This window comes from Pseudacidovorax sp. 1753, from assembly GCF_040544975.1.
In the GTDB taxonomy this organism is placed as follows: domain Bacteria; phylum Pseudomonadota; class Gammaproteobacteria; order Burkholderiales; family Burkholderiaceae_C; genus Xenophilus.
Genome location: NZ_JBEPKY010000004.1, coordinates 64,078 through 86,919, shown reverse-complemented (window position 1 = coordinate 86,919; position 22,842 = coordinate 64,078). Strand labels below are relative to the sequence as shown.

The following is a 22,842-nucleotide window of genomic DNA, read 5'->3' as shown; positions in this document are numbered from 1 at the left end:
GCGTTGCAAATGCTCGCCATAGCCCGAGCTATGGCTGCGCTTTGCGCCTTGATTGGCCGCGTTTTGGCAGCCCGCTCGGCCACGCCGGATTCATTCACACCTTCTGAGAACCATGGACGCATTCCTGCACCAGCTCTTCGCGGGCCTCGCCACCGGCGGCATCTATGCCACCGTCGCGCTGGCACTGGTGATGATCTACCAGGCCACGCACCACATCAATTTCGCCCAGGGCGAGATGGCGATGTTCTCCACCTTCATCGCCTGGTCGCTGATGCAGGCGGGGCTGCCCTACTGGGTGGCCTTCTTCGCCACGGTGGCGCTGTCCTTCGTGGTGGGCGCGGCGGTGGAGTTCGCCATCATCCGGCCGATGCACAAGGCCACCGACCTGGCACAGGTGGTGGTCTTCATCGGGCTGCTGGTGGTCTTCCACAGCCTGGCGGGCTGGCTCTTCGGCTACACGATCAAGGAATTTCCGAGCCCCTTTCCCAAGGACGCCTGGTACGCCAGCGCACTCATGTCGGCGCACGAGGTGGGCGCCATCGCCGTGGCGCTGGCCATCGTGGCGCTGCTCTTCGGCTTCTTCCGCCTCACGCCGCTGGGCCTGGCCATGCGGGCCGCGGCGCAGAACCCGGCCTCGTCGCGGCTGGTGGGCATCTCCGTGGGCCGCATGCTGATGCTGGGCTGGGGCCTGGCCGGCGCCATCGGCGCGGTGGCCGGGATGATGGTGGCGCCGGTGGTCTTCCTCGATCCGCACATGATGACCGGCGTGCTGCTCTACGCCTTTGCCGGCGCGCTGCTGGGCGGCATCGACAACCCGGTGGGTGCAGTGGTCGGCGGCTTCCTGGTGGGCGTGCTGGAGAACCTGATGGGCAGCTACGTGGTGGGCACCGAGCTCAAGCTCTCGGTGGCGCTGGTGTTGATCGTGGGCGTGCTCATCGTCCGCCCGGCGGGCCTCATGGGCCGGCGCATCGTCAAAAGGGTCTGACCCGATGTCCACCTTGCTCACCTCCGATGCCGTGCCGCCGAAGGCGGCGCCCGTGAGGCGGCGGCTCTCGCCCTCATCCGTCTTCGCGCTGGCGTTGATCGTGGCCGGCGTCGCGCTGGCCTTCATCGCGCAGGGCTACCAGCTCTTCCAGGCCACCATGGTGCTGGCCTATGCGGTGGCGCTGGTGGGGCTGAACATCCTCACCGGCTACAACGGCCAGATCTCGCTGGGCCATGGCGCCTTCTTCGCCATCGGCGCCTATGCCGCCGGCATCCTCATGGACCGTGGCGGCGTGCCCTACTGGCTCGCAGTGCCGGCCGCGGGCATCGTGAGCCTGGGGGTGGGCTACCTCTTCGGGCGACCGGCGCTCAAGCTCGAAGGCCTGTACCTGGCGCTGGCCACCTTCGCGCTTGGCGTGGCCATGCCGCAATTGCTCAAGTACAAGCATCTGGAGGCCTGGACCGGCGGCGTGGGCGGCATCGTGCTGACCAAGCCTGAAGCACCCTTCGGCCTGCCGCTGGATGCCGACCAGTGGTTCTACCTCTATGCGCTGGCGGTGGCGGTGCTGCTGTTCTGGGGCGCGCGCAACCTGATCGACAGCGGCAGCGGGCTGGCGCTGCGGGCCATCCGCGACCACGGCATGGCGGCCGAGGCCATGGGCGTGAACAACGCGCATGCCAAGTCCATGGCCTTCGCCGTCTCCGCCGGCTACACCGGCGTGGGTGGCGCGCTGGCGGCCATCGCGGTGCAGTTCGTGGCGCCGGACTCCTTCACCTTCTTCCTGTCCATCTCGCTGCTGGTGGGCATCGTGGTGGGCGGCGTGGGCACGCTGTGGGGGGCGCTGTTCGGCGCGCTGTTCATCCTCTTCGTGCCGGGTCTGGCCGAGCAGGTGTCCAAGTCCGCGCCCTGGGCCGTGTATGGCGTGGTGCTGATCCTCTTCATGTTCGTGATGCCCGGCGGGGTGATGGGGCTGCTGCACCGGCTGCGGGCCCGGCTCGCGCGCCGTGGCTGAGCCCTCTTCGCCTCGACCTTCAACGCCCAAGGAAACCGCATGACCGCCGACACCGACACCGTGCTCCGCCTGCATCGCCACGACGAGGTGGCCGTGCTCACGCTGTGCAACACCGCCCGCCTCAACCCGCTGGGCATCGGCCTGCAGCAGCAGTTGCGTGCGCGGCTGGCCGAGCTGGCCGCCGATGCCGGCGTGCGCGCCCTGGTGCTCACCGGTGAGGGCAAGGGCTTCTGCGTGGGCGCCGATCTGCAGTCCATGGGCGGCGTGCCGGCCGGCGATGGGCGCTCGCTGGGCGCGCACACGGCGGACACCATGCATGCGCTGTCCAACCGGCTCATCCTCGACCTGCAGGCCCTGCCCATGCCGGTGGTCTGCGCCGTCAATGGCGCGGCGGCGGGTGCTGGTGCTGGCCTGGCGCTGGCGGGCGACTTCACGCTCATGGCCCGCTCGGCCTACTTCTTCCTGCCCTTCCTGCCGCGGCTGGGCATCGTGCCCGACCTGGGCACCACGTGGTTCATCGAACGCCGGCTGGGCCGCGCACGGGCCATGGGCCTGGCGCTGCTGGGCGAGCGCCTGTCGGCCCAGCAGGCGCTGGACTGGGGCCTGGTGTGGGGCTGCGCGGACGACGCCGCGCTGCAGGACGAGGCGCTCGCCCTCGCCCGCCGCCTGGCCCGCCTGCCCGCCCATGCCGCGATGGAGGCGCGGCACGCCCTCGACGCCGCCGCCACCGGCAGCCTGGCCGACCAGCTGCACTACGAGGCCGAGCGCCAGCGCGAACTGATCGACGGCGCCGCCTTCGCCGAAGGCGTGCGTGCCTTCGTGCAGAAGCGCGAGCCCGTGTTTCCGCCCCGCAGCGCACGCTGACTGCGAAGGCATCGGCCCAATCGTCGGAACCGACGATGGGCACCGGCAGAGGCGATTCCTACCATCGCCTCGCGACCCCGCACCAAGGCCCACACCACACAGAACGGGCCGACGACAACCAGGAGACAACCATGCGCCTTTCCATCGCACGCGGCCTGGGGGCCGCGCTTGCCACCTTCTCGCTGCTGGCCCTGGCGCCTGCCGCGCAGGCCCAGAAGAAGTACGACACCGGCGCCAGCGACAGCGAGATCAAGGTCGGCAACTTCGTGCCCTACTCCGGCCCGGCCTCGGCCTACGGCACCATCGGCAAGACCCATGCGGCCTACTTCGCCAAGCTCAATGCCGAGGGTGGCATCAACGGCCGCAAGATCAGCTACCTGTCGGCCGACGACGCCTACAACCCGGCCCAGAGCGTGGAGCAGACCCGCAAGCTGGTCGAGCGCGACGGCGTGCTGCTGATGTTCGGCGCACTGGGTACCTCGCACAACCAGGCCGTGCAGCGCTACATGAACCAGCGCAAGGTGCCGCAGCTGTTCGTCTCCACCGGCGCCACGCGCTGGGGCGACCCCAAGACCTTCCCGTGGACCATGGGCTGGCAGCCCACCTACCAGCTCGAAGGCGCGCTCTTCGCGCGCCACATCATGGCCAACCGGCCCAATGCCAAGGTCGGCATCCTGATGCAGAACGACGACTTCGGAAAGGACTACCTCAAGGGCGTGATGGACGGCTTCGGCGACAAGGCCAGGCAGTTCGTCGTGAGCCAGCAGACCTACGAGGTGACCGACCCGACGGTGGACAGCCAGATGGTCGCGCTCAAGGGCTCGGGCGCCGACACCTTCATCAACATCACCACGCCCAAGTTCGCGGCGCAGTCCATCCGCAAGGCGGCCGACATCGGCTGGAAGCCGGCCCACTACCTGGTGAGCGTGTCGCTGTCGATCAGCTCCGTCATCAAGCCGGCCGGTGCCGACAACGCGCAGGGCATCATCACCGCCACCTACCTGCGCGAGCCCTCGGACCCGAGCAACCAGGGCACGCGCGAGCTGGCCGACTACCTGGCCTTCATGAAGCAGTACTACCCGGCGGGCGACCCGAACGACTCGCTCAACGTCATCGGCTACTCGCAGGCCCAGACGCTGGCCGAGGTGCTGCGCCGCTGCGGCGACGACCTGACCCGCGCCAACGTCATGAAGCAGGCCGCGAGCCTGAAGATGGCCCTGCCCATGCTCTACCCGGGCATCACGCTCAGCACCGGCGCCGACGACTTCTTCCCCATCAAGAAGATGCAGCCCGTGCGCTTCGATGGCACGCGCTACGTGCCCTTCGGCGAGCTGCTCGGCAGCTGACGCCACCGCACCCCAACCGCATCCAGGAGACACCGCCATGTCCGAACCCCTCTTCGGCCTGATGCAGGACCGCCCGCTGCTGATCTCTTCGCTCATCGAGCATGCGGCGCGCTTCCATCCGCGCACCGAGATCGTCTCGCGCCTGCCCGAGGGCGGCACGCACCGCACCGACTGGCTGGGCGTGCGCAATGCCGCCTGCCGCATCGCCAACGCGCTGCAGTCGCTGGGCATCCAGCGCGGCGAACGGGTGGCCACGCTGGCCTGGAACAGCTGGCGCCACCTGGCGCTGTACTTCGGCGTCTCGGGCACGGGCGCCGTGCTGCACACCGTCAACCCGCGGCTCTTTCCGGAGCAGATCGAGTACATCGCCAACCATGCCGAAGACCGCGTGCTGTTCTTCGACGTCACCTTCGCGCCGCTGGTGCAGAAGCTGGCGCCGAAGCTCAAGACCGTGAAGACCTACGTCTGCATGACCTCGCGCGAGCACATGCCCGCGCTGGACCTGCCGGACCTGCGCTGCTGGGACGAGCTGCTCGCCGCCCAGAGCGAGCGCTACGACTGGCCCGACTTCGACGAGCGCACGGCCTCCTCGCTCTGCTATACCTCCGGCACCACCGGCAATCCCAAGGGCGTGCTCTATTCGCATCGCTCGACGATGCTGCACACGCTGATGGAGCTGGCGCCCGATACCTTCGGCATCAGCTCGCGAGAGACGGTGATGCTGATCGTGCCCATGTTCCATGCCAACGGCTGGGGCACGCCCTATGCGGCGGCCATGGTGGGCACGCGACTGGTCTTCCCGGGGCCGCACATGGATGGCGAGAGCGTCTACACGCTGATGCGTGACGAACGGGTCACCTTCTCGCAGGGCGTGCCCACGGTGTGGCTGATGCTCTTCCAGTACCTGGACGCGCACCCGGAGATCGACCCGCGCGCGCTGGGCGTCAAGATGATCGGCATCGGCGGCGCCGCCGTGCCGCGCGCCATGCTGGAGCGCTTCGAGAAGCAGTTCGGCGCCCAGGTGGTGCAGGGCTGGGGCATGACCGAGACCAGCCCCATCGGCGTCATCAGCAAGCTGCTGCCCAAGCATGACAGCATGGCCGAGGACGAACTGGTCAAGGTCAAGCTCAAGCAGGGCCGCGGCGTGTGGGGTGTGGACCTCAAGCTGGTGGACGATGCCGGCGAGGTGCAGCCCTGGGACGGCCAGTCGCGCGGCCACCTGCGCGTGCGGGGCCCGTGGATCGCCTCGGGCTACTTCAAGGGCGAAGGCGGCTCGCCCATGGACGACGAGGGTTACTTCACCACCGGCGACGTCGCCACCATCGACGGCGACGGCTATCTCCAATTGGTGGACCGGGCCAAGGACGTGATCAAGTCGGGTGGCGAGTGGATCTCGTCCATCGACGTCGAGAACGCGGCCATGGGCCATCCGGGCGTGGCGGAGGCGGCCATCATCGGGGTGGCCCATCCCAAGTGGCAGGAGCGACCGCTGCTGCTGGTGGTGCCGCGCGCGGGCCATCAGCCCACCAAGGAATCGGTGCTCGACTTCCTGGCCAGCCGCATCGCCAAGTGGTGGCTGCCTGACGACGTGGTGGTGGTGCCCGAGCTGCCCCACACCGCCACGGGCAAGCTGCTCAAGACGCGGCTGCGCGAGCAGTACCGCGATTACCAGCTGCCCACGGCATGAGCGGTGTTGGCGCCCCTCCTCACGAAGCCATGCGCCGCCAGGGCTGGCGCCAGGCGCGCGAGGCCTACGGCTGGCACACGACCCTGGCGCCGCGCCATGCCGACCTGGACCTGCTGCGGCACCTGAACAATGCCGCGGTGATCGGCCTGCACATCGAGGCGCGCATCCGCTGGCTCGATGCGGTGCTGCCGCAGCCTGCGGGCGACGGCCTGCGCCTGCGACCCGCCGGGCTGTGGACGGACTTCCTGGCCGAGGGCGCCTATCCCGCATCGTTGGAGGCTGGCGTGGCGCTGCTGTGTGTCGATGCCGAGGCGGCCCACATCGCCACGGCCCTCTTTCAGCAGGGCCGCTGCATCGGCCTGCAGCACACCGAGCTGGCGGCCTGGCAGGACGGCGAGCGCGTGCCGCTGCCCGCGGCGCTCGTGCAGCAGCTGCGCCTGCACGAACAGCCGCGCCCCTTGCCCGCGGAGGTGCATGCGGCTTTCGGCGCGCCCGCCACCCAGGCCATCGAGGAGCTGCTGACCACCCGGTATGCCGATGTCGACGCCGAAGGGCTGCTGTCGGACGTGGCACTGGCCCGCTACCTGGAGCACGGCCGCTCCCGCTGGTGGCTGGATGGCGGCGCCGATCCCAGCCGGCTTCCGCTCACGGGTGGCGTCGACGTGATGGTGGCCCACATCGCCCTGCGCGTGCACCGCGCCACCCCCGTGCCGGTCAGCTGGCGCCTGCGCACCGGCGTGCAGGCGCTCGGCCGCAGTTCGGTGGTGCTGCGCTGTCGCCTGTTCGACGGCGATGCGCTGCAGGCCGACAGCGAGGCCGTGCTGGTCGCCATCGATCCCGCCACGCACCGGCCCGCGCCGCTGCCCGAGGCGGTGCGCGACCGCTGGTCGGCGCTGCTGCCGGCCCCCTGAAGCGCGACGCGGCACTTTCGTCCGTTCCGACGATTCCGGGTGCAGCGCCGGCTGCGCCATGATCGGGGCAGGGACCGGCGACAAGGCCGGCCCGCGCCATGCACACACAAGGAGACAACGCGATGGCAGGTCCGCTCCACGGCGTCCGGGTGGTCGAGTTCGCCGGCCTGGGCCCCGGCCCCTTCTGCGCCATGCTGCTGGCGGACCTGGGCGCGGAGGTGCTGCGCATCGTCCGCCCCGGCGTCGCGCCCGATCCGCAGGACATCACCACCCGCAGCCGCCGGCAGGTCGCCATCGACCTGCGCGGCCCCGACGGCCAGGCGGCGGCGCTGGCCCTCATCGACAAGGCCGACCTGCTGGTGGAGGGCTTCCGCCCCGGCGTGATGGAGCGCCTGGGCCTGGGCCCCGACGACTGCCTGGCCCGCAACCCGCGGCTGGTCTACGGCCGCATGACGGGCTGGGGCCAGCATGGCCCGCTGGCCAAGGCGGCGGGCCACGACATCAACTACATCGCCATCAGCGGCGCGCTGCATGCCATCGGCCGCGCGGGCGAGGCGCCGGTGCCGCCGCTCAACTACGTGGGCGATTTCGGCGGCGGTGGCATGCTGCTGGCCGTGGGCCTGCTGGCCGCCCTGCACGAGGCCGGCCGCAGCGGCCGCGGCCAGGTCATCGATGCGGCGATGACGGACGGCACGGCGCTGCTCTCGGCCTTCATGTACGGCTTCAAGGCCAAGGGCCAGTGGAGCAACCAGCGCGGCGAGAACATGCTCGACGGCGGCGCCCACTTCTACGACACCTATGCCTGCGCCGACGGCAAGTACGTGGCCATCGGCGCCATCGAGCCGCAGTTCTATGCCGAACTTCGCGAGCGCTGCGGCATCCACGATCCGCTCTTCGACGGCCAGATGGACCCGGCCCGCTGGCCGCTGCTCAAGCTGCGCCTGGCGGACGTGTTCCGCACCCGCACGCGCGACGAATGGTGCGCCCTGCTCGAAGGCACCGACGCCTGCTTCGCGCCGGTGCTGGACTGGGACGAGGCGCCTCAGCACGCCCACAACCGCGCGCGAAACACCTTCACCGAGGTCGACGGCGTGGTGCAGCCGGCGCCGGCGCCGCGCTTCTCGCGCAGCACGCCCACCGAGCCCGCCGCACCGCAGGCCGCCAGCCTGGACGAGGTGTTGGCCGCCTGGGGCGCGAAGGTCTGACGGCCCCGGAGCGCACGGCCATGACGATGTCCCTCACCCAATCCGTCCACAAGGGCCGGCGCGAGAAGGCGGCCGAGACCGCGGCGATCTGCGGCGACGAGCGCCGCAGCTGGGCCGAGCTGGCCGGCCGCATCGAGCGCCTGGCCGGCGCCCTGGCGGCGCTGGGCGTGGCGCCGGGTGACCGCGTGGGCATGATGGCCCTCAACTCGGTGCGCTACCTGGAGTACTTCTACGGGTGCTGGTGGACGGGCGCCGTGGTCAACCCGGTCAACATCCGCTGGAATCCGCACGAGGTCGCCTACTCGCTGGACGACTGCGACACCCGCGTGCTGATCGTGGACGATGCCTTCGCCCCGCTGGTGCCGCAGCTGCGCGAGCTGTCCCACAGCCTGCGCACGGTGATCTTCTGCGGCCGCGGCACGCCGCCCGAGGGCGCGCTGGGCTACGAAGCCCTGCTGGCCGAGGCCGCACCTCGCGACGACCTGCGGCGCGGCGGCACCGATCTGGCCGCCGTCATGTACACCGGCGGCACCACGGGCCGGCCCAAGGGCGTGATGCTGGGTCATGACAACCTCTACATCAATGCCCTGTCCAACGCGAGCGCGGTGCCGCGCGTGGGCGTGCAGGTGGGGCTGGTGGTCTCGCCCATGTTCCATGTGGCGGGCTGCGGGCTGTCGCTGCTGATGGCGCAGCGGCTGGTGCCGCAGGTCATCGTGCCGGCCTTCGACGAGGTGGCCATCATGGCGGCGGTTCAGGCGCACCGGGCCAACGAGATCTTCCTGGTGCCCACCATGATCAAGCGGCTGATCGAGCATCCGCGCTTCGCCGAGTTCGACCTGTCCAGCCTCAAGCTGATGCTCTACGGTGCCGCGCCCATCGACGCGACGCTGCTGGCGCAGGCCATGGCTGCCCTGCCCGGCGCCGACTTCGCCCAGGCCTACGGCATGACCGAGCTGGCGCCCACCGTCGTCACCCTCGGCCCCGAGGAGCACCGCCCCGGCCCGCAGCGCGAGCGCCTGCTGCGCGCCGCCGGCCGGCCGGTGCCCATCGCCGAGGTGCGCATCGTCGACGGCGAGGGCCGTGAGCTGCCGCCCGGCGAGGTGGGCGAGATCACCGCCCGCGGACCCATGGTGATGCAGGGCTACTGGAACAAGCCGGCCGAGACGGCCGCGGCGCTGCGGGACGGCTGGATGCACACCGGCGACATGGGCCGGCTCGATGCCGACGGCTACCTCTTCGTGGTCGACCGGCTCAAGGACATGATCGTCAGCGGCGGCGAGAACGTGTATTCGGCCGAGGTGGAGAACGCCATCGCCCAGCTGCCCCAGGTGTCCATGTGCGCCGTCATCGGCGTGCCCGACGAGCGCTGGGGCGAGCGGGTGCATGCGGTGCTGGTGCTGCGCGAGGGCCAGTCGCTGGACGAGGCCGAGGTGATCGCCCATTGCCGGGCGCGCATCGCCGGCTACAAGTGCCCGCGCTCGGTGGAGTTCCGCGCCGCGCTGCCGCTGTCGGCCGCCGGCAAGCTGCAGAAGTTCGAATTGCGTGCCCCCTTCTGGGCCGGCCGCGCCCGCAACGTCAATTGACCGACCGCGCAGCCCGGCGCGGCCGGTTGCGCCCGACAAGGAGACAGACATGCCCCTGAACCTGAAGCGCTCCTGGAGCAACGAGGAGCTGGAGGCGCTGCGCGACACCGCGGTGCGTTTCATCGAATCCGAGATGCAGCCGCAGGACGAAGCGGCGCGCAAACGCGGCCACGTCGGCCACGCGCTCTGGCGCCGCGCCGGCGAGTTGGGCCTGCTGTGCACCGACATCCCCGAGGAGTACGGCGGCGGTGGCGGCGATTTCCGGCACGAGGCGGTGATCTACGAGGAGATGGCGCGCCGCGGCCTTTCCGGCATGAGCAATTCGGTGCACTCCATCGTGGCGCACTACTTCCTCAATCACGGCACCGAGGCGCAGAAGCGCAAGTACCTGCCGCGCATGGCCCGCGGCGAGCTGATCGGCGCCATCGCCATGACCGAGCCCGGCGCCGGCTCGGACCTGCAGGGCATCCGCACGCGGGCCGAGCGGCAGGGTGACCACTACGTGCTCAATGGCAGCAAGACCTTCATCACCAACGGCTTCCTGGCCGGCGTGATCCTGGTCGTGTGCAAGACCGACCCCACGCAGGGCGCACGCGGCACCTCGATCCTGATCGTGGAGACCGATGCGGCGCCTGCGGGCGATGACGCGCCCGGCATGCAGCGCGAGGGCTTCCGCGTGGGCCGCGTGCTCGACAAGATGGGCATGAAGGCGCAGGACACCTCCGAGCTCTTCTTCGACAACGTGGTGGTGCCGGCCGATGGCCTGCTGGGCGGCCAGGAGGGCCAGGGCTTCTACCAGCTGATGGGCGACCTGCCCTACGAGCGGCTGATCATCGGCGTCAGCGCCGTGGCCTGCATGGAAGGCGCCTATGCCGCCACGCTGGACTATGTGCGCGAGCGCAAGGCCTTCGGCAAGCCCATCGCCGAGATGCAGAACACCAAGTTCAAGCTGGCCGAGGTGGCCACGCAGATCATGGTGGGACGTGCCTTCATGGACCGCTGCGTGCAGCAGATCGTGGCCGGCGAGCTGGACACGGCCACCGCCTCCATGGCCAAGCTTTGGGGCTCGGAGGCGCAGGGTCGTGTTCTCGACGAACTGGTGCAGCTGCATGGCGGCTACGGCTTCATGAACGAATACCTGGTCACGCGCATGTATGCCGACGCGCGGGTGCAGCGCATCTATGGCGGCACCAGCGAGATCATGAAGGAAGTCATCTCGCGGGCGCTGTGATGACGACGCCCGCCGCCAACGATGTGCTGCAGGTGCGCGAGGAAGCCGGCGTCGCCTGGCTCACGCTGCACCGGCCCGAACGCCTGAATGCGCTGGACGACACGCTGGTGCTGGCCCTGCGCCAGTACTTCCAGGGCCTGACGCTGCAGTCTTCCGCCCGCGTGGTGGTGCTGCGCGGCGCGGGCCGGGCCTTCTGCGCCGGGCTGGACCTGCGGGACGTGGACCTGGACCGCATCCCCGATGCCGCCACGATGCTCCAACGCCAGCGCGGCATCCGCGACATCATGGTCGCCATGCGGCGCTGCCCGCAACCCATCGTGAGCCTGGTGCAGGGCGCGGCCAGCGGCGGCGGCTTCGCGCTGGCGCTGGCCTCGGACATCCGCCTGGCCACGCCCGATGCCCGCATGAACGCCGCCTTCATCCGCATCGGCCTGTCGGCCTGCGACGTGGGCGTGAGCTACTTCCTGCCGCGCATGGTCGGCAGTTCGGTGGCCGCCGAATACCTGCTGACCGGTCGCTTCATCGACGCGCAGCGTGCGCAGCAACTGGGCCTGGTCAGCCGCGTGGGCCCCATGGACGAGATCGAGGCCGAGGCGCGCAGCCTGTGCGCCGACATGCTGCGCGCCACGCCGCTGGGCCTGGCCCTCACCAAGGACGCGCTGGGCCATGCGGTGGACGCCGCGAGCCTGGAGGCGGCCATGGCCCTCGAAGACCGCAACCAGGTGCTGTGCACCCAGACGCCCGACTTCCAGGAAGGCGTGCGCGCCTTCCTCGAGCGGCGCGAACCGCGCTACGGCGCATCCTCACCAAGCTCTCTTCCATGACTTTCGACGACCTCATGTACAAGCCCGGCCTGCTGGCCGGCGAACGCATCCTCGTGACCGGCGGCGGCACCGGCTTGGGCCGCGTCATGGCCGAGGCCTTCCTGATGCTGGGCGCCGACGTCTACCTCTGCGGCCGGCGCGGCCCCGTGGTGGAAGAGACCGCACGCGAGCTGATGGCGGCCCACGGCGGCAAGGCGGCCGGCCATGCCTGCGACGTGCGGCAGCCTGACGCCATCGAGGCCATGCTCGACGCCATCTGGGCCGACGGCGGGCCGCTCACCGGCCTGGTCAACAACGCGGCCGGCAACTTCGTCAGCCGCACCGAGGACCTGTCGATGCGCGCCTTCGACGCCGTGGCCAACATCGTCATGCGCGGCAGCTTCAACATGACGCTGGAATGCGGCAGGCGCTGGCTGGCGGCAGGGCAGCGCGGCAGCGTGCTGTCCATCCTCACGACCTGGGTGTGGAACGGCTCACCCTTCGTCGTGCCCTCGGCCATGGCCAAGTCGGGCGTGCATGCGATGACCCAGTCGCTGGCGGTGGAATGGGGCAACCGCGGCATCCGCTGCAACGCCATCGCGCCGGGGCTCTTTCCCACCGAGGGCATGAGCGCGCGCCTCAATCCACAGGGCGGCGAGCACAAGCCCGAGGGCAATCCCATGCAGCGCGCCGGTCGCATGCCCGAGCTGGCCAACCTGGCGGTCTTCCTCATGAGCCGACAGGCCGAGTACCTCACGGGACAGACGATTGCCATCGATGGCGGGCAATATCAGGCCACCGGCGGCAACTTCGCCAGCCTGGCCGCCTGGGGCGATGACGACTGGGCGAAGGCGCGCGAGTCCATCGCCTCGCGCAACGCGGCCGACCGCGCCCAGCGCACGGCCTGAGATCCCGCCGCCGGGCTTTGCACAGGAGACTTTTTTCGATGACTTCCCCCACCCGTGTGCGGGTCGACGTGGACGGCGGCGTGGCAGAGGTGGCGCTCGCCCGGCCCGACAAGATGAACGCGCTCGACCCCGCCATGTTCGACGCCCTGCTCGATGCCCTGGCGCGCCTGCAGGCCGAGCCCGGCCTGCGCGCCGTGGTGCTGCACGGCGAAGGTCGCGCCTTCTGCGCCGGACTGGACATGGGCAGCATGGCCGGCATGGCGGGCGGCGAACCCGCTGGCGGCTTCACCGACCTGCTGCCGCGCACCCATGGCATCGCCAACCGCTTCCAGCAGGTCTGCTGGGGCTGGCAGGAGCTGCCGGTGCCCGTCATCGCCGCGGTGCACGGCGTGGCCTATGGCGGCGGTTTGCAGCTGGCAGCGGGCGCGGACATCCGCCTAGTGGCGGCCGATGCGCGCCTGTCGGTGCTGGAGATCAAGTGGGGCCTGGTGCCCGACATGGCGGGCTGCGCGTTGCTGGCGCCGCTGGTGCGCGGCGACCACCTGCGGGAGTTGGTCTACACCGGCCGCGTGGTCGATGGCACCGAGGCCGCCGCGCTGGGCCTGGCGACCCGGGTCAGCGCCGATCCGCTGACCGAGGCCCGGACCATGGCGCGCCAGATCGCCGCCAGCAGCCCCAGCGCCATCCGCGCCGCCAAGCGGCTGATGCGCCTGACGGCACACGCCACGCCCGAGGAACTGCTGCTCGCCGAAGCGCGGGAGCAGCAGGCGCTCATCGGTAGCCCGAATCAGAGGGAGGCAGTGCGCGCGGGGATGGAAAAGCGCCCGGCAAGGTACGAGGACTGAGCCCGCTTCCCCCTTCGCGGCTCGGCGCGCTTCCCATCCGATCTGCGGGGTGGCGTCCCGCCGCTCAGCGGCCCGACTTGTTGCGCACGCCGCTGACGCCAGCGTCGATGGTGCCGAACACCTCCACACCGCTGCCGCCCGTGGATGCCGTGCTGCCGCCGCTGGCCGAGCCGCTGCTCGCGCAGCCGGTGCCGAGGGCGGCAAGGCCCAGCATCAGTGCCAGGGTGAGGGCGGCGCGCCGGGCGCCGGGGGCGAATCGAGAGGTCATCGAACGGTTCCTTGGATGAGGATGGCCGGCATTCAGCACCGGACGCTTCAGGGTCGACTCCGAGGCTGCGTCGGCAGTTCCACGCAGCCCAGCGGCAGGAAGCCGGCCTGCTCGCCCTTTTCCTCGTAGCCGCGCGGATTGGCGACCACGCGGCAGCCTGACTTCACGTAGTCGAAGGCGCAATGCAGGTGGCCGTGCATCCAGACGTCGGCCAGCGGCAGCAACTCGTCCAGCGCATTGCAGAAGCCTGCCGTGCCCGGCGCCAGCCCGTAGCGCGGGTCGGCGCTGGCCAGCGAAGGCGCGAAGTGAGTGATGGCTACCGTCACACCGTCGAAGGGCTGGGCGAGTGCTTCGCGCAGCCAGTCCTGGCACGCCAGGGCCTGCGCGCGCAGCTCGGCTGCCATGAAGGGCTGGCCGCCGCGTGTGGTGGCGGCCTTGGCCAGGTAGAAATCGGCGGCGCGCATGGCCTTGCCGCGCTTGCGAACGCGGGCGACGGTGTCGTCCTGCGGCGTCGCAAGGGCGTCGAAGTCGGCCCAGAGCGTGGTGCCGACGAAGCGCACACCCTGGTGCATCTGCATCTCGCGCTCCAGCCAGACGATGCCGAGCGCCTCGCAGTGCTCGCGCAGACGGGCATGGGTCTCGTCGAAATCCAGGCCGTCGTACTCATGATTGCCGGGCACGTAGATCACCGGCACCGGCCAGCCCCGCTTCGGGGAAAAGCGGCCCAGGCCGAAATCCGGGTCCGTCAGCTGCGAGCCGCGCTGGTACGAGCCCACGTCCCCCGCGAGCACCAGCAGCTCGGCGCCGGGCGCGGGATGGGCGACGAATTCGGGATAGGTCTCGAGGTGCAGGTCCGACAGCAGCTGGATCTTCATGCGCACCAGTGTAGAAATTCACAGCCCATGTCGCGGTCGCTGCGGCGCCATGCGCGGACGGCATGGAGTTGGGGTTGTGAAAACTAGGGAAAACCCTATTCTTCTACCCATACCTACATACACGCGGCGTGGAGCCGCGAAACATCATGTCTTCCCTGCTCACTTTCTGGTCCCGCTGGATGCAACCGACCGCCGCCCCCGTGCCCGCCAGCCCGGCCGCCGATCTCTTCGAATCCGCCGACGCGATGGCCGGCCTGGATCCGCACCACGCGCAGGAACTGCGCGAAGCCGCTTCCGCCTGGCTGCGCGTCGTCCGTTGAGGTATCGCCAGGCTGGCGCAAGATAAGCGGCAACCGGAGCACCGGCGGGATAGGCCGCAAGCCACTCAGGCCCGCGGCAGCACGTACTCCGCCAGGGTGCGGGCAAACGCATCGCCCGCCGCCCGCACGATCAGGTCGCGCAGCCACGCGTGACCCGGTGCCGCCTGCATACGCCGGTGCCACAGCGCATCCACGTGCACCAGCGGCAGGGTGAGCGGCAACTCACGCACGACCAGGCCGTCGCTCACGCCGGTGCTGCTCACGAAATGGCGCGGCAGCACCGTCAGCAGGTCCGAATCGGCCACCACCTTGCCGGCCGTGAAGAACTGGTTCACCGTCAGCACGATGCGCCGGCGACGGCCGATGGCCTCCAGCGCCTCGTCGACGAAACCCCAGGGCCGCCCGGAAAAGCTCACCAGCAGGTGACGCGCGGCGCAGAAGGCGTCCAGCGTCAGCTCCTGCGCGGCCAGCGGATGGCCGCTACGCATCACGCAAACGTAGCGCCCCACGTAAAGGCGGTGCGATTCGAAGGCCACGGCTTCACCGGCCTGGGTGCGGGCCGTCAGGTCGGCCATCACCGCCGGAAAGTGGCCGATGGCCAGGTCTGCCGATTCCTTGTCGAGCAGGCCGCGCGGGTCGCGCGTGTTCAGCGGTACCACCCGCAGCGACACGCCGGGCGCCTCCGCCTCCAGCAGCCGCACGGCGCCGGGGATCAGCTCGGTGGCGGTGGCATCGGCCATGGCCAGCACGAAGCTGTCGTCCGCCTGCGCCGGCTCGAAGGCCGTGGGGGCGATGGCGTGCTGGATGTGGCGCAAGGCGTCGCGCACCACCGGCCACAGGGCCAGGGCCCGCGGCGTGGGCTCGACGCCGCTGCCGGCGCGGTGCACCAGCTCGTCGCCCAGCGTCTCGCGCAGGCGGCGCAGGGCATTGCTCACCGCGGGCTGGGTCAGAGAGAGGTTGCGGGCGGCGCGGGTGAGGCTGCGCTCGGCCATCACCTCGTCGAAGACGCGCAGGAGATTCAGATCGAGTGTGCGGAAATTGACGTTCATCATTCCAATGAATGAAGAGCATCACCACTATAAAGTGGAAGAACACTGGGGCAAACCCTAATATTCAGCCCATCGGCACTGTTGCCCACCGTTTTCTTCCCTAGGAGGGGATTGCCATGACCACTTTCGTCCACGTCGACCAACCCGTCTCGCACCCCGGCGTCCGCCGCGCCGAGGAAACCGCGGCCTACATCCGCGATGCCGGCCGCAGCTTCAAGGCCCGCGGTGGCGCGCTCATGATGGTCGTCGCCGCCCTGCTGGCCGCTGCGCTGGTGGTGGCCGAGCGCTTCGTCGCCGAGATCACCGACGGAAGCCTGCTGGCCGCCTGGATGGTGCTGTGGGCCCTGGTGTTCGGCGGCCTGTCGCTGTACGCCGCCGGCGCTGCGCAGAGCCTGGCCATCGGCTTGGTCGAGCGCTGGAACAGCCTGCAGCGCGCCCAGGCCGCTGCCCGCGCCGACGAGCGCTTCCTTGCCGCCGCACACCGCGACACCCGCATCATGAACGACCTGCAGGCGGCCATCACCCGCGCCGAATCGGTCTCGGCGGTCGACAGCGCCGTGCCGGCCCAGACCAAGATGCGCGTGCACCAGGCCACCGCCAGCCACCTGGCCCGCTACTACTGAGCGCCGTCTGGTCCGCCGACACTAAAGGCGGCAAGCGCCCACGAAAAAACCGCCCTCGGGCGGTTTTTTTTCGTCTGCGGCTCACGGGCGGGATGCGAAATAGAGCCCAGACGCGCCAGCAAAGATCAAATGGCCGCGGAGCAGGCCATGTCAGTGCACCCGCGGAACTGGCTTGGCCAGGCCGCTGGGTGCGCCCCCCTCCAAGCCGAAGGCGCCAGAGAGGGGGGAGCCGCGAAGCGGCATGGGGGGTGCTGCTCTAGGTCAAGCCGCCAGGCGCTGCTCGATGGCCGCCTTGGTCTGCGGCAGCTCTTCCGGCAGGTGGTGGGCCAGTTGCTCGAACAGCTCGCTGTGCAGCTTGAGTTCGGCCTGCCAGGCGGCCTTGTCGATGCTGGTGACCTTGTCGAATTGCTCGCGGCTGAAGTCCAGGCCGGTCCAGTTCAGGTCTTCGTAGCGCGGGCTCACGCCGAAGACATGTTCGTCGCCCTGGCCCTGGCCCTCGATGCGGTCGATCATCCACTTGAGCACGCGCATGTTCTCGCCGTAGCCGGGCCAGACGAACTTGCCGTCGTCGCCCTTGCGGAACCAGTTGGTGGTGTAGATGTGCGGCAGCTTGGCGCCCGAGGCCTGCAGCTTCTTGCCCAGGTCCAGCCAGTGCTGGAAGTAGTCGCTCATGTTGTAGCCCATGAAGGGCAGCATGGCGAAGGGGTCGCGGCGCACCACGCCCTGCTGGCCGGCGGCGGCGGCAGTGGTCTCGCTGCCCATGGTGGCGGCCATGTAGACGCCTTCGGTCCAGTTGCGGGCCTCGGTCACCAGCGGCACGGTGGTCGAGCGGCGGCCGCCGAAGATGAAGGCGTCGATCTTCACGCCCTTGGGGTCGTCCCAGGCCTCGTCCAGTGCGGGATTGTTGGTGGCGGCCACCGTGAAGCGCGCGTTCGGATGGGCGGCCTTGGCGCCGGTCTCGCGGGCGATCTGCGGCGTCCAGTCCTTGCCCTGCCAGTCGATCAGGTGCGCGGGCATCGCCTTGCCGGGGGCATCGGCCTCCATGCCTTCCCACCACACATCGCCGTCGTCGGTCAGCGCGACGTTCGTGAAGATCACGTTCTTGTCGAGGCTGGCCATGCAGTTGGGGTTGGTCTTGAAGTTGGTGCCCGGTGCCACGCCGAAGTAGCCCGCCTCGGGGTTGATGGCGCGCAGGCTGCCATCGGGCTGGGGCTTGATCCAGGCGATGTCGTCGCCGATGGTCGTGACCTTCCAGCCCTCGAAGCCGGCCGGCGGCACGAGCATGGAGAAGTTGGTCTTGCCGCAGGCGCTGGGGAAGGCGGCGGCCACGTGGTACTTCTTGCCCTCGGGGCTGGTCACGCCCAGGATGAGCATGTGCTCGGCCAGCCAGCCTTCGTCGCGGCCCATGTTGGAGGCGATGCGCAGGGCGAAGCACTTCTTGCCCAGCAGGGCGTTGCCGCCGTAGCCCGAGCCGTACGACCAGATCTCGCGCGTGGCCGGGTAGTGGACGATGTACTTGGTCTTGTTGCAGGGCCAGGCCACGTCCTTCTGGCCGGCCTGCAGCGGCGCGCCCACGGTGTGCACGCAGGGCACGAACTCGCCCTCGGCGCCCAGCACGTCGTACACGTCGCGGCCCATGCGGGTCATGATCTTCATGTTCACGGCGACGTACGGGCTGTCGGACAGCTCGATGCCGATGTGCGCGATGGGCGAGCCCAGCGGGCCCATGCTGAAGGGCACCACGTACATGGTGCGGCCCTTCATGCAGCCATCGAACAGGGGCTGCAGCGTGGCGCGCATCTCGGCCGGGGCCATCCAGTTGTTGGTGGGGCCGGCGTCTTCCTTCTTGTCGCTGCAGATGAAGGTGCGGTCCTCGACGCGGGCGACGTCGCTCGGGTCGGAGCAGGCGAGGAAGGAGTCGGGGCGCTTGGCCGGGTTCAGGCGCTTGAAGGTGCCGGCCTCGACGAGCTGGTTGCACAGGGCGTCGTACTCTTCCTGGCTGCCGTCGCACCAGTGGATGCGTTCGGGCTTGCACAGGGCCGCCATCTCGGCCACCCAGGCGATGAGCTTGGGATTCTTGACGTAGTCGGGGGCCTGCAGATTGCTGGGACTCATGGTGAACTCCTGAAAAGAAAACTGTCTTTTCGAACGACGCTCGTCGCGGGGCGCGCGGCGTGAACGTCGTTGGAGAAAACGTCTTCGGTCAGGGATTCCGCGGTCGCGGTCGGCGCAGGCGGCAGGTCGCGCGCGGCGTGAAGCCCGCGAGTCCGTCGGAAGGCATGGAGGAATCCGGCATGGCGCTCAGGCCGGATTCATGCACGCCCTCGGCACTCAGGCCAGGTACACCGCGATCGAAGCCAGCAGCAGCATCAGGATGCCGCCAGCAATGGGCAGCACGATGGGCATCAGCGGAACGATGCCTTCCACCGCGTCTTTCTCGATGATGGCATCGTGGCCGGGCTCGACGGGCGTGGGAGTGGACATGGGCGAGCGTCTCTTTTCTAAGCGGACAAGGAGAAAGATGTTAACAAGCACCCCTTCTCCCAGGAAAGCGACTGGGTCTCGGGGTTTCTCCTGCCGAGGCGCTCCAGCAGCGGGTTTGCGCTATCCCGCGACTAGCGCTTTTCCTCGGCCTCGAAGCCGGCGTTGCGCAGCGCCGCGATGACCGAGGCCAGGTGTTCGCGCCCGCGGGTCTGCAGCACCAGTTCGATGTCCACGTTCTGCGCCGCCAGCAGCGTGAAGGCGCGCTGGTGGTGCACCTCGTCGATGTTGGCACCGGCCTCGGCCACCGTGGCCGTGATCCGGGCCAGCATGCCGGGCACGTCGCGCGCGCTCACCGTCAGGCGCGCCAGGCGGCCGGCGCGCACCATGCCGCGCTCGATGATCGCGGCCAGCAGCAGCGGATCGATGTTGCCGCCCGAGAGCACCAGGCCCACCTTGCGGCCGCGGAAGCGCTCCGGGTGCCGAATCAGCGCGGCCAGGCCGGCGGCGCCGGCGCCCTCCACCAGCGTCTTCTCGATCTCCAGCAGCATCAGCACCGACTGCTCGATGTCGCCTTCGTCCACCAGCACCAGGTCGTCGACCATCGCCGCGATGATCTCGCGGGTGCGTTCGCCGGGCGTGCCCACGGCGATGCCCTCGGCGATGGTGCTGGTGCCGGCGACGTGCTGCGTGCCCTTCACGGCGTTGACCATGGCCGGGAAGCGCGCGGTCTGCACACCCACGATCTGCAGCCCGGGCCGACGCGCCCTGCCGACCACCGTCATGCCGGCCAGCAGGCCGCCGCCGCCGACCGAGACCACCAGCGTGTCCAGCTCGGGCACGTCCTCCAGCATCTCCAGCGCCACCGTGCCCTGGCCCGCGATGATGGCGTCGTCGTCGTAGGGATGCACGAAGGCCAGGCCCTCGCGCTCGGCCAGCTCGTAGGCATGGGCGCGCGCCGCCTCCAGCGAATCGCCGAACAGCACCACATTCGCGCCGAAGCCGCGCGTGCGCTCGATCTTTACGCCCGGCGTGAAGCGCGGCATGACGATGGTGGCGGGAATGCCCAGGCGCTGCGCGTGGTAGGCCACGCCCTGCGCATGGTTGCCGGCCGACATGGCGATCACGCCCCTGGGCGGCACGTCGGCCGCAGCCAGCTGCGCCATGATGTTGCAGGCGCCACGCTCCTTGAAGGAGGCGGTGAACTGCAGGTTCTCGAACTTGAGGAAGACCTGCGCACCGACGATGTCCGACAGGGTGCGCGATTCCACGCAGGGTGTGCGCAACACCTGCCCTTCCAGGCGCCGGGCGGCGGCTTCGATGTCTTGGAGGGAGACCATGGCTGGCATTGTGGCGCCGCTGCGCACGCGGGCCTGCGCCGCACACGTGCCTGCGATCGCATGCGGCCCTGCACCGGCGCCGGCGAGCACGCGCAGCCGCCCCGGGGCATTCGTGCCTTGCACTTCCGCATTGCACCGGACTGCGCTATGGTCGCCGCTCCATCTCCGAGGAAACCCTGCCATGGCCCGCCGCTCAGGACTCGACGCCAGCACCGCCCAGCGCGGGGCCGCCTTGCCCTCGCCCGGCCTGCGCGAGGCGCCGGTGCTGGAGCTCATGTGCTCGCACTTCGTGCTCACGCTCGCTGCGCAGCAGGGCCCGCGCTTCAACGTGCGGCGCGACCTCAACGGCCTGCTCTCGCTCACCGGCCGGCACCTGGTGTGGCCCGCGTCGGTATTGCAGCGGCTGCGGGCCTTCCTGGCGCGGCGCTGCGAGGGCAACGAGGTCTGGAAGGACGTGCAGACGCTGGACAACCGCGCCCTGCTCGAGCGCCACGGCCACTGGCGCGGGCCCTACGAAGAAGGCACGCTCTTCTTCCACCTCGACGAATACGCCAAGGACCAGCCCAAGGACCTGCTGGCGGTGCTGGCATTGACCCGCGACTGGCTGGCGCAGACGCTGCGCAAGCAGTCCACGCTGGTCGAGAAGAACATCGACGCGCTGGCCGGCCTGCTGCAGTTGAACAAGGCCGAGCGCGCGCTGCTGCTCTACGGCACGCTGGCGCGCTACCAGCGCGACCTGCGCTCGCTGCTGGTGGAGTTCAAGGTCAGCAACGCGCCCGAGGCCTATGCCGCGCTGGCCGAGGTGGCCGGCGTGAGCCCCAGCGAGGTGGGCGAGGCGCTGCGCGCCGGCTCGCGGCTGGAGCGCATCGGCCTGGTCGAGAACCTCATCTCCGAGCACAACATCACCGACCTGGCCGACTTGATGAAGGTCAGCGAGAAGCTGCCGCCGGTGCTCATGCGCGAGTACCGCGACCAGAGCGAGCTGATGGCCGTCTTCACGCGGCCCTCCACCAAGAGCGAATTGACGCTGGACGACTTCGCGTTCGTCGACGACGAGGCCCGCATGCTGATCACGCTGCTGCGTGCCGCCGTCGCGCGCAAGGAGCCGGGCGTGAATGTGCTGCTCTACGGCCCGCCGGGCACGGGCAAGACCGAGCTGGCCAAGGTGGTGGCGCAGGCCGCGGGGCTGGAGCTGTTCGAGGTCGAGTACGCCGACCGCGACGGCAACTCCCTCTCGGGCCGCGACCGCTACCGCTCGCTGCAGATCGCGCAGGTCTTCCTCAAGGGCAGCGCGCAGTCGGCGCTGCTGTTCGACGAGGTGGAGGACGTGTTTCCGCCCATCAGCACCGAGGCGGCGCAGTTCATGGCCCGGGCCGAGCAGATCGCGGCGCCGGCCGCCAGCGGCAGCGTCAACGGCAAGGCCTGGGTCAACCAGATCCTGGAGACCAACCCGGTGCCCACGCTGTGGGTCACCAACCGCATCGAGCAGATCGATCCGGCCTTCCGCCGCCGCTTCGCCTACCACCTGGAGCTGAAGTCGCCACCGCCCGGGGCGCGCGAGCAGATCGTGCGCAAGGCCCTGGCCGGCGTCGAGGTGTCCGAGGCCTTCGCCGGCCGTCTGGCCGAGCGGCGCGGGCTCACGCCGGCGCAGATCCGCACGGCGGTGCGTTTCGCCGGCCTGGCGGCCGAAGGCGGCGTCGACGCCGAGGCGCTGATCGAACGCCAGCTGCGCAACGCCGACCAGGCGCTCGGCCGCAGCGCGGGCGCCCCGGCCGAGCGCCTCGCCGTGACGACCTGGGACCTGGGCATGCTCAACGTCGACACGCGCTTCGAGATCCCGCGCATCGTCGAGGCGCTCAAGGCCCGCGGCCACGGCACGCTGTGCTTCTACGGCGCGCCCGGCACCGGCAAGACGGCGCTGGCCGAGCACATCGCCCGCGCGCTGGGCCGGCCGCTGATGATCAAGCAGGCCAGCGACCTGATGAGCAAATACGTCGGCGAGACCGAGCAGCAGATGGCCGCCATGTTCCGCGAGGCCGAGGCCGAAAAGGCTGTGCTGCTGTTGGACGAGGCCGACTCCTTTTTGCAGGACCGCCGCGGCGCCCAGCGCACCTACGAGGTCACCGAGGTCAACGAGATGCTGCAGGGCATGGAGCGCTACCAGGGCGTCTTCGTCTGCACGACCAACCTGCTCGACCGCATCGACCAGGCGGCGCTGCGGCGCTTCACCTTCAAGATCCGCTTCAAGCCCCTCACGGCGGACCAGCGCGAGCGCATGTTCGTCAACGAGGCGCTGGGCGGCGATGCCGAGGCCCTGACGACTGAGGCGGCGGCGCGGCTGGCGCGGCTGGACCAGCTGTGCCCCGGCGACTTCGCCGCGGTCAAGCGGCAGGTGGAGATCCTGGCGGCGGCCTTCACGCCCGAGGAGTTTCTGGAGCAGCTGGAGGCCGAGCATCGCCTCAAGCCCGAGGTGCGCGAGGCCCGGGGCATGGGCTTCGTCCACTGA

Annotated in this window: 21 protein-coding genes; 15 read left to right on the top strand and 6 right to left on the bottom strand. The window is 70.0% G+C overall.

Annotated features, from left to right (window positions below):
- The first annotated feature begins 112 nt into the window (after positions 1-112).
- The 12 genes from ABIC63_RS06175 (at position 113) to ABIC63_RS06120 (ending at position 13,380) form a co-directional block, all read left to right on the top strand.
- Entirely contained in the window at positions 113-985 is an 873-nt protein-coding gene (locus ABIC63_RS06175) for a branched-chain amino acid ABC transporter permease (RefSeq protein ID WP_017761967.1), read from the top strand.
- A 4-nt stretch (positions 986-989) separates the two neighbouring features.
- On the top strand, positions 990-1,997 hold the full coding sequence (locus ABIC63_RS06170; protein ID WP_354319085.1) for a branched-chain amino acid ABC transporter permease: 1,008 nt from the start codon (positions 990-992) through the stop codon (positions 1,995-1,997).
- 39 nt (positions 1,998-2,036) lie between these two features.
- Positions 2,037-2,861: an enoyl-CoA hydratase-related protein gene (locus ABIC63_RS06165; RefSeq protein ID WP_294366287.1), complete on the top strand. Its 825-nt coding sequence runs from the start codon at positions 2,037-2,039 to the stop codon at positions 2,859-2,861.
- Positions 2,862-2,992: 131 nt separating this feature from the next.
- A complete protein-coding gene (locus tag ABIC63_RS06160) occupies positions 2,993-4,207 on the top strand; it encodes an ABC transporter substrate-binding protein (protein ID WP_354319084.1) in 1,215 nt (404 codons plus the stop codon).
- 37 nt (positions 4,208-4,244) lie between these two features.
- A complete protein-coding gene (locus ABIC63_RS06155; RefSeq protein WP_354319083.1) occupies positions 4,245-5,894 on the top strand; it encodes a long-chain-fatty-acid--CoA ligase in 1,650 nt (549 codons plus the stop codon).
- Positions 5,895-5,923: 29 nt separating this feature from the next.
- The gene (locus tag ABIC63_RS06150; RefSeq protein WP_354319082.1) at positions 5,924-6,805 is read left to right on the top strand and encodes a thioesterase family protein; all 882 of its coding nucleotides are present in this window, start codon (positions 5,924-5,926) and stop codon (positions 6,803-6,805) included.
- Between the two features lie 122 nt (positions 6,806-6,927).
- Positions 6,928-8,010, top strand: coding sequence for a CaiB/BaiF CoA transferase family protein (locus tag ABIC63_RS06145; RefSeq protein ID WP_354319081.1), 1,083 nt, complete (start codon positions 6,928-6,930; stop codon positions 8,008-8,010).
- A 20-nt stretch (positions 8,011-8,030) separates the two neighbouring features.
- Positions 8,031-9,593 carry an acyl-CoA synthetase gene (locus ABIC63_RS06140; RefSeq protein WP_354319080.1) on the top strand — a complete coding sequence of 521 codons (1,563 nt, stop codon included), beginning with the start codon at positions 8,031-8,033 and terminating at the stop codon, positions 9,591-9,593.
- Positions 9,594-9,642: 49 nt separating this feature from the next.
- The gene (locus tag ABIC63_RS06135; RefSeq protein ID WP_354319079.1) at positions 9,643-10,824 is read left to right on the top strand and encodes an acyl-CoA dehydrogenase family protein; all 1,182 of its coding nucleotides are present in this window, start codon (positions 9,643-9,645) and stop codon (positions 10,822-10,824) included.
- Entirely contained in the window at positions 10,824-11,648 is an 825-nt protein-coding gene (locus ABIC63_RS06130; RefSeq protein ID WP_354319078.1) for an enoyl-CoA hydratase/isomerase family protein, read from the top strand. The genes ABIC63_RS06135 and ABIC63_RS06130 overlap by 1 nt, the downstream gene beginning before the upstream one ends.
- Positions 11,645-12,535: an SDR family oxidoreductase gene (locus ABIC63_RS06125; protein WP_354319077.1), complete on the top strand. Its 891-nt coding sequence runs from the start codon at positions 11,645-11,647 to the stop codon at positions 12,533-12,535. The genes ABIC63_RS06130 and ABIC63_RS06125 overlap by 4 nt, the downstream gene beginning before the upstream one ends.
- A 38-nt stretch (positions 12,536-12,573) precedes the next feature.
- The gene (locus tag ABIC63_RS06120) at positions 12,574-13,380 is read left to right on the top strand and encodes a crotonase/enoyl-CoA hydratase family protein (protein ID WP_294366303.1); all 807 of its coding nucleotides are present in this window, start codon (positions 12,574-12,576) and stop codon (positions 13,378-13,380) included.
- Between the two features lie 64 nt (positions 13,381-13,444).
- On the opposite strand, the gene ABIC63_RS06115 is transcribed toward ABIC63_RS06120, so the two are convergent.
- Both ABIC63_RS06115 and ABIC63_RS06110 read right to left on the bottom strand, forming a co-directional pair.
- The gene (locus ABIC63_RS06115; RefSeq protein ID WP_294366305.1) at positions 13,445-13,648 is read right to left on the bottom strand and encodes a hypothetical protein; all 204 of its coding nucleotides are present in this window, start codon (positions 13,646-13,648) and stop codon (positions 13,445-13,447) included.
- A 47-nt stretch (positions 13,649-13,695) separates the two neighbouring features.
- A complete protein-coding gene (locus ABIC63_RS06110; protein WP_354319076.1) occupies positions 13,696-14,523 on the bottom strand; it encodes a metallophosphoesterase in 828 nt (275 codons plus the stop codon).
- Positions 14,524-14,669: 146 nt separating this feature from the next.
- Here ABIC63_RS06110 and ABIC63_RS06105 point away from each other — a divergent pair, with 146 nt between their 5' ends.
- On the top strand, positions 14,670-14,843 hold the full coding sequence (locus ABIC63_RS06105) for a hypothetical protein (protein ID WP_354319075.1): 174 nt from the start codon (positions 14,670-14,672) through the stop codon (positions 14,841-14,843).
- A 65-nt stretch (positions 14,844-14,908) separates the two neighbouring features.
- Here ABIC63_RS06105 and ABIC63_RS06100 read toward each other — a convergent pair whose 3' ends face one another.
- Positions 14,909-15,892, bottom strand: a complete 984-nt coding sequence (locus ABIC63_RS06100; protein ID WP_294366312.1) for a LysR family transcriptional regulator — start codon at positions 15,890-15,892, stop codon at positions 14,909-14,911.
- A 116-nt stretch (positions 15,893-16,008) separates the two neighbouring features.
- Between ABIC63_RS06100 and ABIC63_RS06095 the strand changes: the two genes are divergently transcribed.
- Entirely contained in the window at positions 16,009-16,515 is a 507-nt protein-coding gene (locus ABIC63_RS06095) for a hypothetical protein (protein ID WP_294366314.1), read from the top strand.
- 261 nt (positions 16,516-16,776) lie between these two features.
- Here ABIC63_RS06095 and ABIC63_RS06090 read toward each other — a convergent pair whose 3' ends face one another.
- From ABIC63_RS06090 to ABIC63_RS06080, 3 genes are all read right to left on the bottom strand, one after another.
- A complete protein-coding gene (locus ABIC63_RS06090; RefSeq protein WP_354319074.1) occupies positions 16,777-18,630 on the bottom strand; it encodes a phosphoenolpyruvate carboxykinase (GTP) in 1,854 nt (617 codons plus the stop codon).
- Positions 18,631-18,846: 216 nt separating this feature from the next.
- The gene (locus tag ABIC63_RS06085) at positions 18,847-18,999 is read right to left on the bottom strand and encodes a hypothetical protein (protein WP_017759270.1); all 153 of its coding nucleotides are present in this window, start codon (positions 18,997-18,999) and stop codon (positions 18,847-18,849) included.
- A gap of 131 nt (positions 19,000-19,130) precedes the next feature.
- Positions 19,131-20,336 carry a threonine ammonia-lyase gene (locus tag ABIC63_RS06080; protein ID WP_354319073.1) on the bottom strand — a complete coding sequence of 402 codons (1,206 nt, stop codon included), beginning with the start codon at positions 20,334-20,336 and terminating at the stop codon, positions 19,131-19,133.
- Between the two features lie 181 nt (positions 20,337-20,517).
- On the opposite strand from ABIC63_RS06080, the gene ABIC63_RS06075 reads away from it, so the two are divergent.
- Positions 20,518-22,842 (top strand): ATP-binding protein, encoded by a 2,325-nt coding sequence (locus ABIC63_RS06075; RefSeq protein ID WP_354319072.1) that lies wholly within the window; start codon positions 20,518-20,520, stop codon positions 22,840-22,842.

Coding starts and splice junctions, on each gene's coding strand:
- ABIC63_RS06175 (WP_017761967.1), top strand. CDS start 113: ATGGACGCATTCCTGCACCAGCTCTTCGCGGGCCTCGCCACCGGCGGC.
- ABIC63_RS06170 (WP_354319085.1), top strand. CDS start 990: ATGTCCACCTTGCTCACCTCCGATGCCGTGCCGCCGAAGGCGGCGCCC.
- ABIC63_RS06165 (WP_294366287.1), top strand. CDS start 2,037: ATGACCGCCGACACCGACACCGTGCTCCGCCTGCATCGCCACGACGAG.
- ABIC63_RS06160 (WP_354319084.1), top strand. CDS start 2,993: ATGCGCCTTTCCATCGCACGCGGCCTGGGGGCCGCGCTTGCCACCTTC.
- ABIC63_RS06155 (WP_354319083.1), top strand. CDS start 4,245: ATGTCCGAACCCCTCTTCGGCCTGATGCAGGACCGCCCGCTGCTGATC.
- ABIC63_RS06150 (WP_354319082.1), top strand. CDS start 5,924: ATGCGCCGCCAGGGCTGGCGCCAGGCGCGCGAGGCCTACGGCTGGCAC.
- ABIC63_RS06145 (WP_354319081.1), top strand. CDS start 6,928: ATGGCAGGTCCGCTCCACGGCGTCCGGGTGGTCGAGTTCGCCGGCCTG.
- ABIC63_RS06140 (WP_354319080.1), top strand. CDS start 8,031: ATGACGATGTCCCTCACCCAATCCGTCCACAAGGGCCGGCGCGAGAAG.
- ABIC63_RS06135 (WP_354319079.1), top strand. CDS start 9,643: ATGCCCCTGAACCTGAAGCGCTCCTGGAGCAACGAGGAGCTGGAGGCG.
- ABIC63_RS06130 (WP_354319078.1), top strand. CDS start 10,824: ATGACGACGCCCGCCGCCAACGATGTGCTGCAGGTGCGCGAGGAAGCC.
- ABIC63_RS06125 (WP_354319077.1), top strand. CDS start 11,645: ATGACTTTCGACGACCTCATGTACAAGCCCGGCCTGCTGGCCGGCGAA.
- ABIC63_RS06120 (WP_294366303.1), top strand. CDS start 12,574: ATGACTTCCCCCACCCGTGTGCGGGTCGACGTGGACGGCGGCGTGGCA.
- ABIC63_RS06115 (WP_294366305.1), bottom strand. CDS start 13,648: ATGACCTCTCGATTCGCCCCCGGCGCCCGGCGCGCCGCCCTCACCCTG.
- ABIC63_RS06110 (WP_354319076.1), bottom strand. CDS start 14,523: ATGAAGATCCAGCTGCTGTCGGACCTGCACCTCGAGACCTATCCCGAA.
- ABIC63_RS06105 (WP_354319075.1), top strand. CDS start 14,670: ATGTCTTCCCTGCTCACTTTCTGGTCCCGCTGGATGCAACCGACCGCC.
- ABIC63_RS06100 (WP_294366312.1), bottom strand. CDS start 15,892: ATGAACGTCAATTTCCGCACACTCGATCTGAATCTCCTGCGCGTCTTC.
- ABIC63_RS06095 (WP_294366314.1), top strand. CDS start 16,009: ATGACCACTTTCGTCCACGTCGACCAACCCGTCTCGCACCCCGGCGTC.
- ABIC63_RS06090 (WP_354319074.1), bottom strand. CDS start 18,630: ATGAGTCCCAGCAATCTGCAGGCCCCCGACTACGTCAAGAATCCCAAG.
- ABIC63_RS06085 (WP_017759270.1), bottom strand. CDS start 18,999: ATGTCCACTCCCACGCCCGTCGAGCCCGGCCACGATGCCATCATCGAG.
- ABIC63_RS06080 (WP_354319073.1), bottom strand. CDS start 20,336: ATGGTCTCCCTCCAAGACATCGAAGCCGCCGCCCGGCGCCTGGAAGGG.
- ABIC63_RS06075 (WP_354319072.1), top strand. CDS start 20,518: ATGGCCCGCCGCTCAGGACTCGACGCCAGCACCGCCCAGCGCGGGGCC.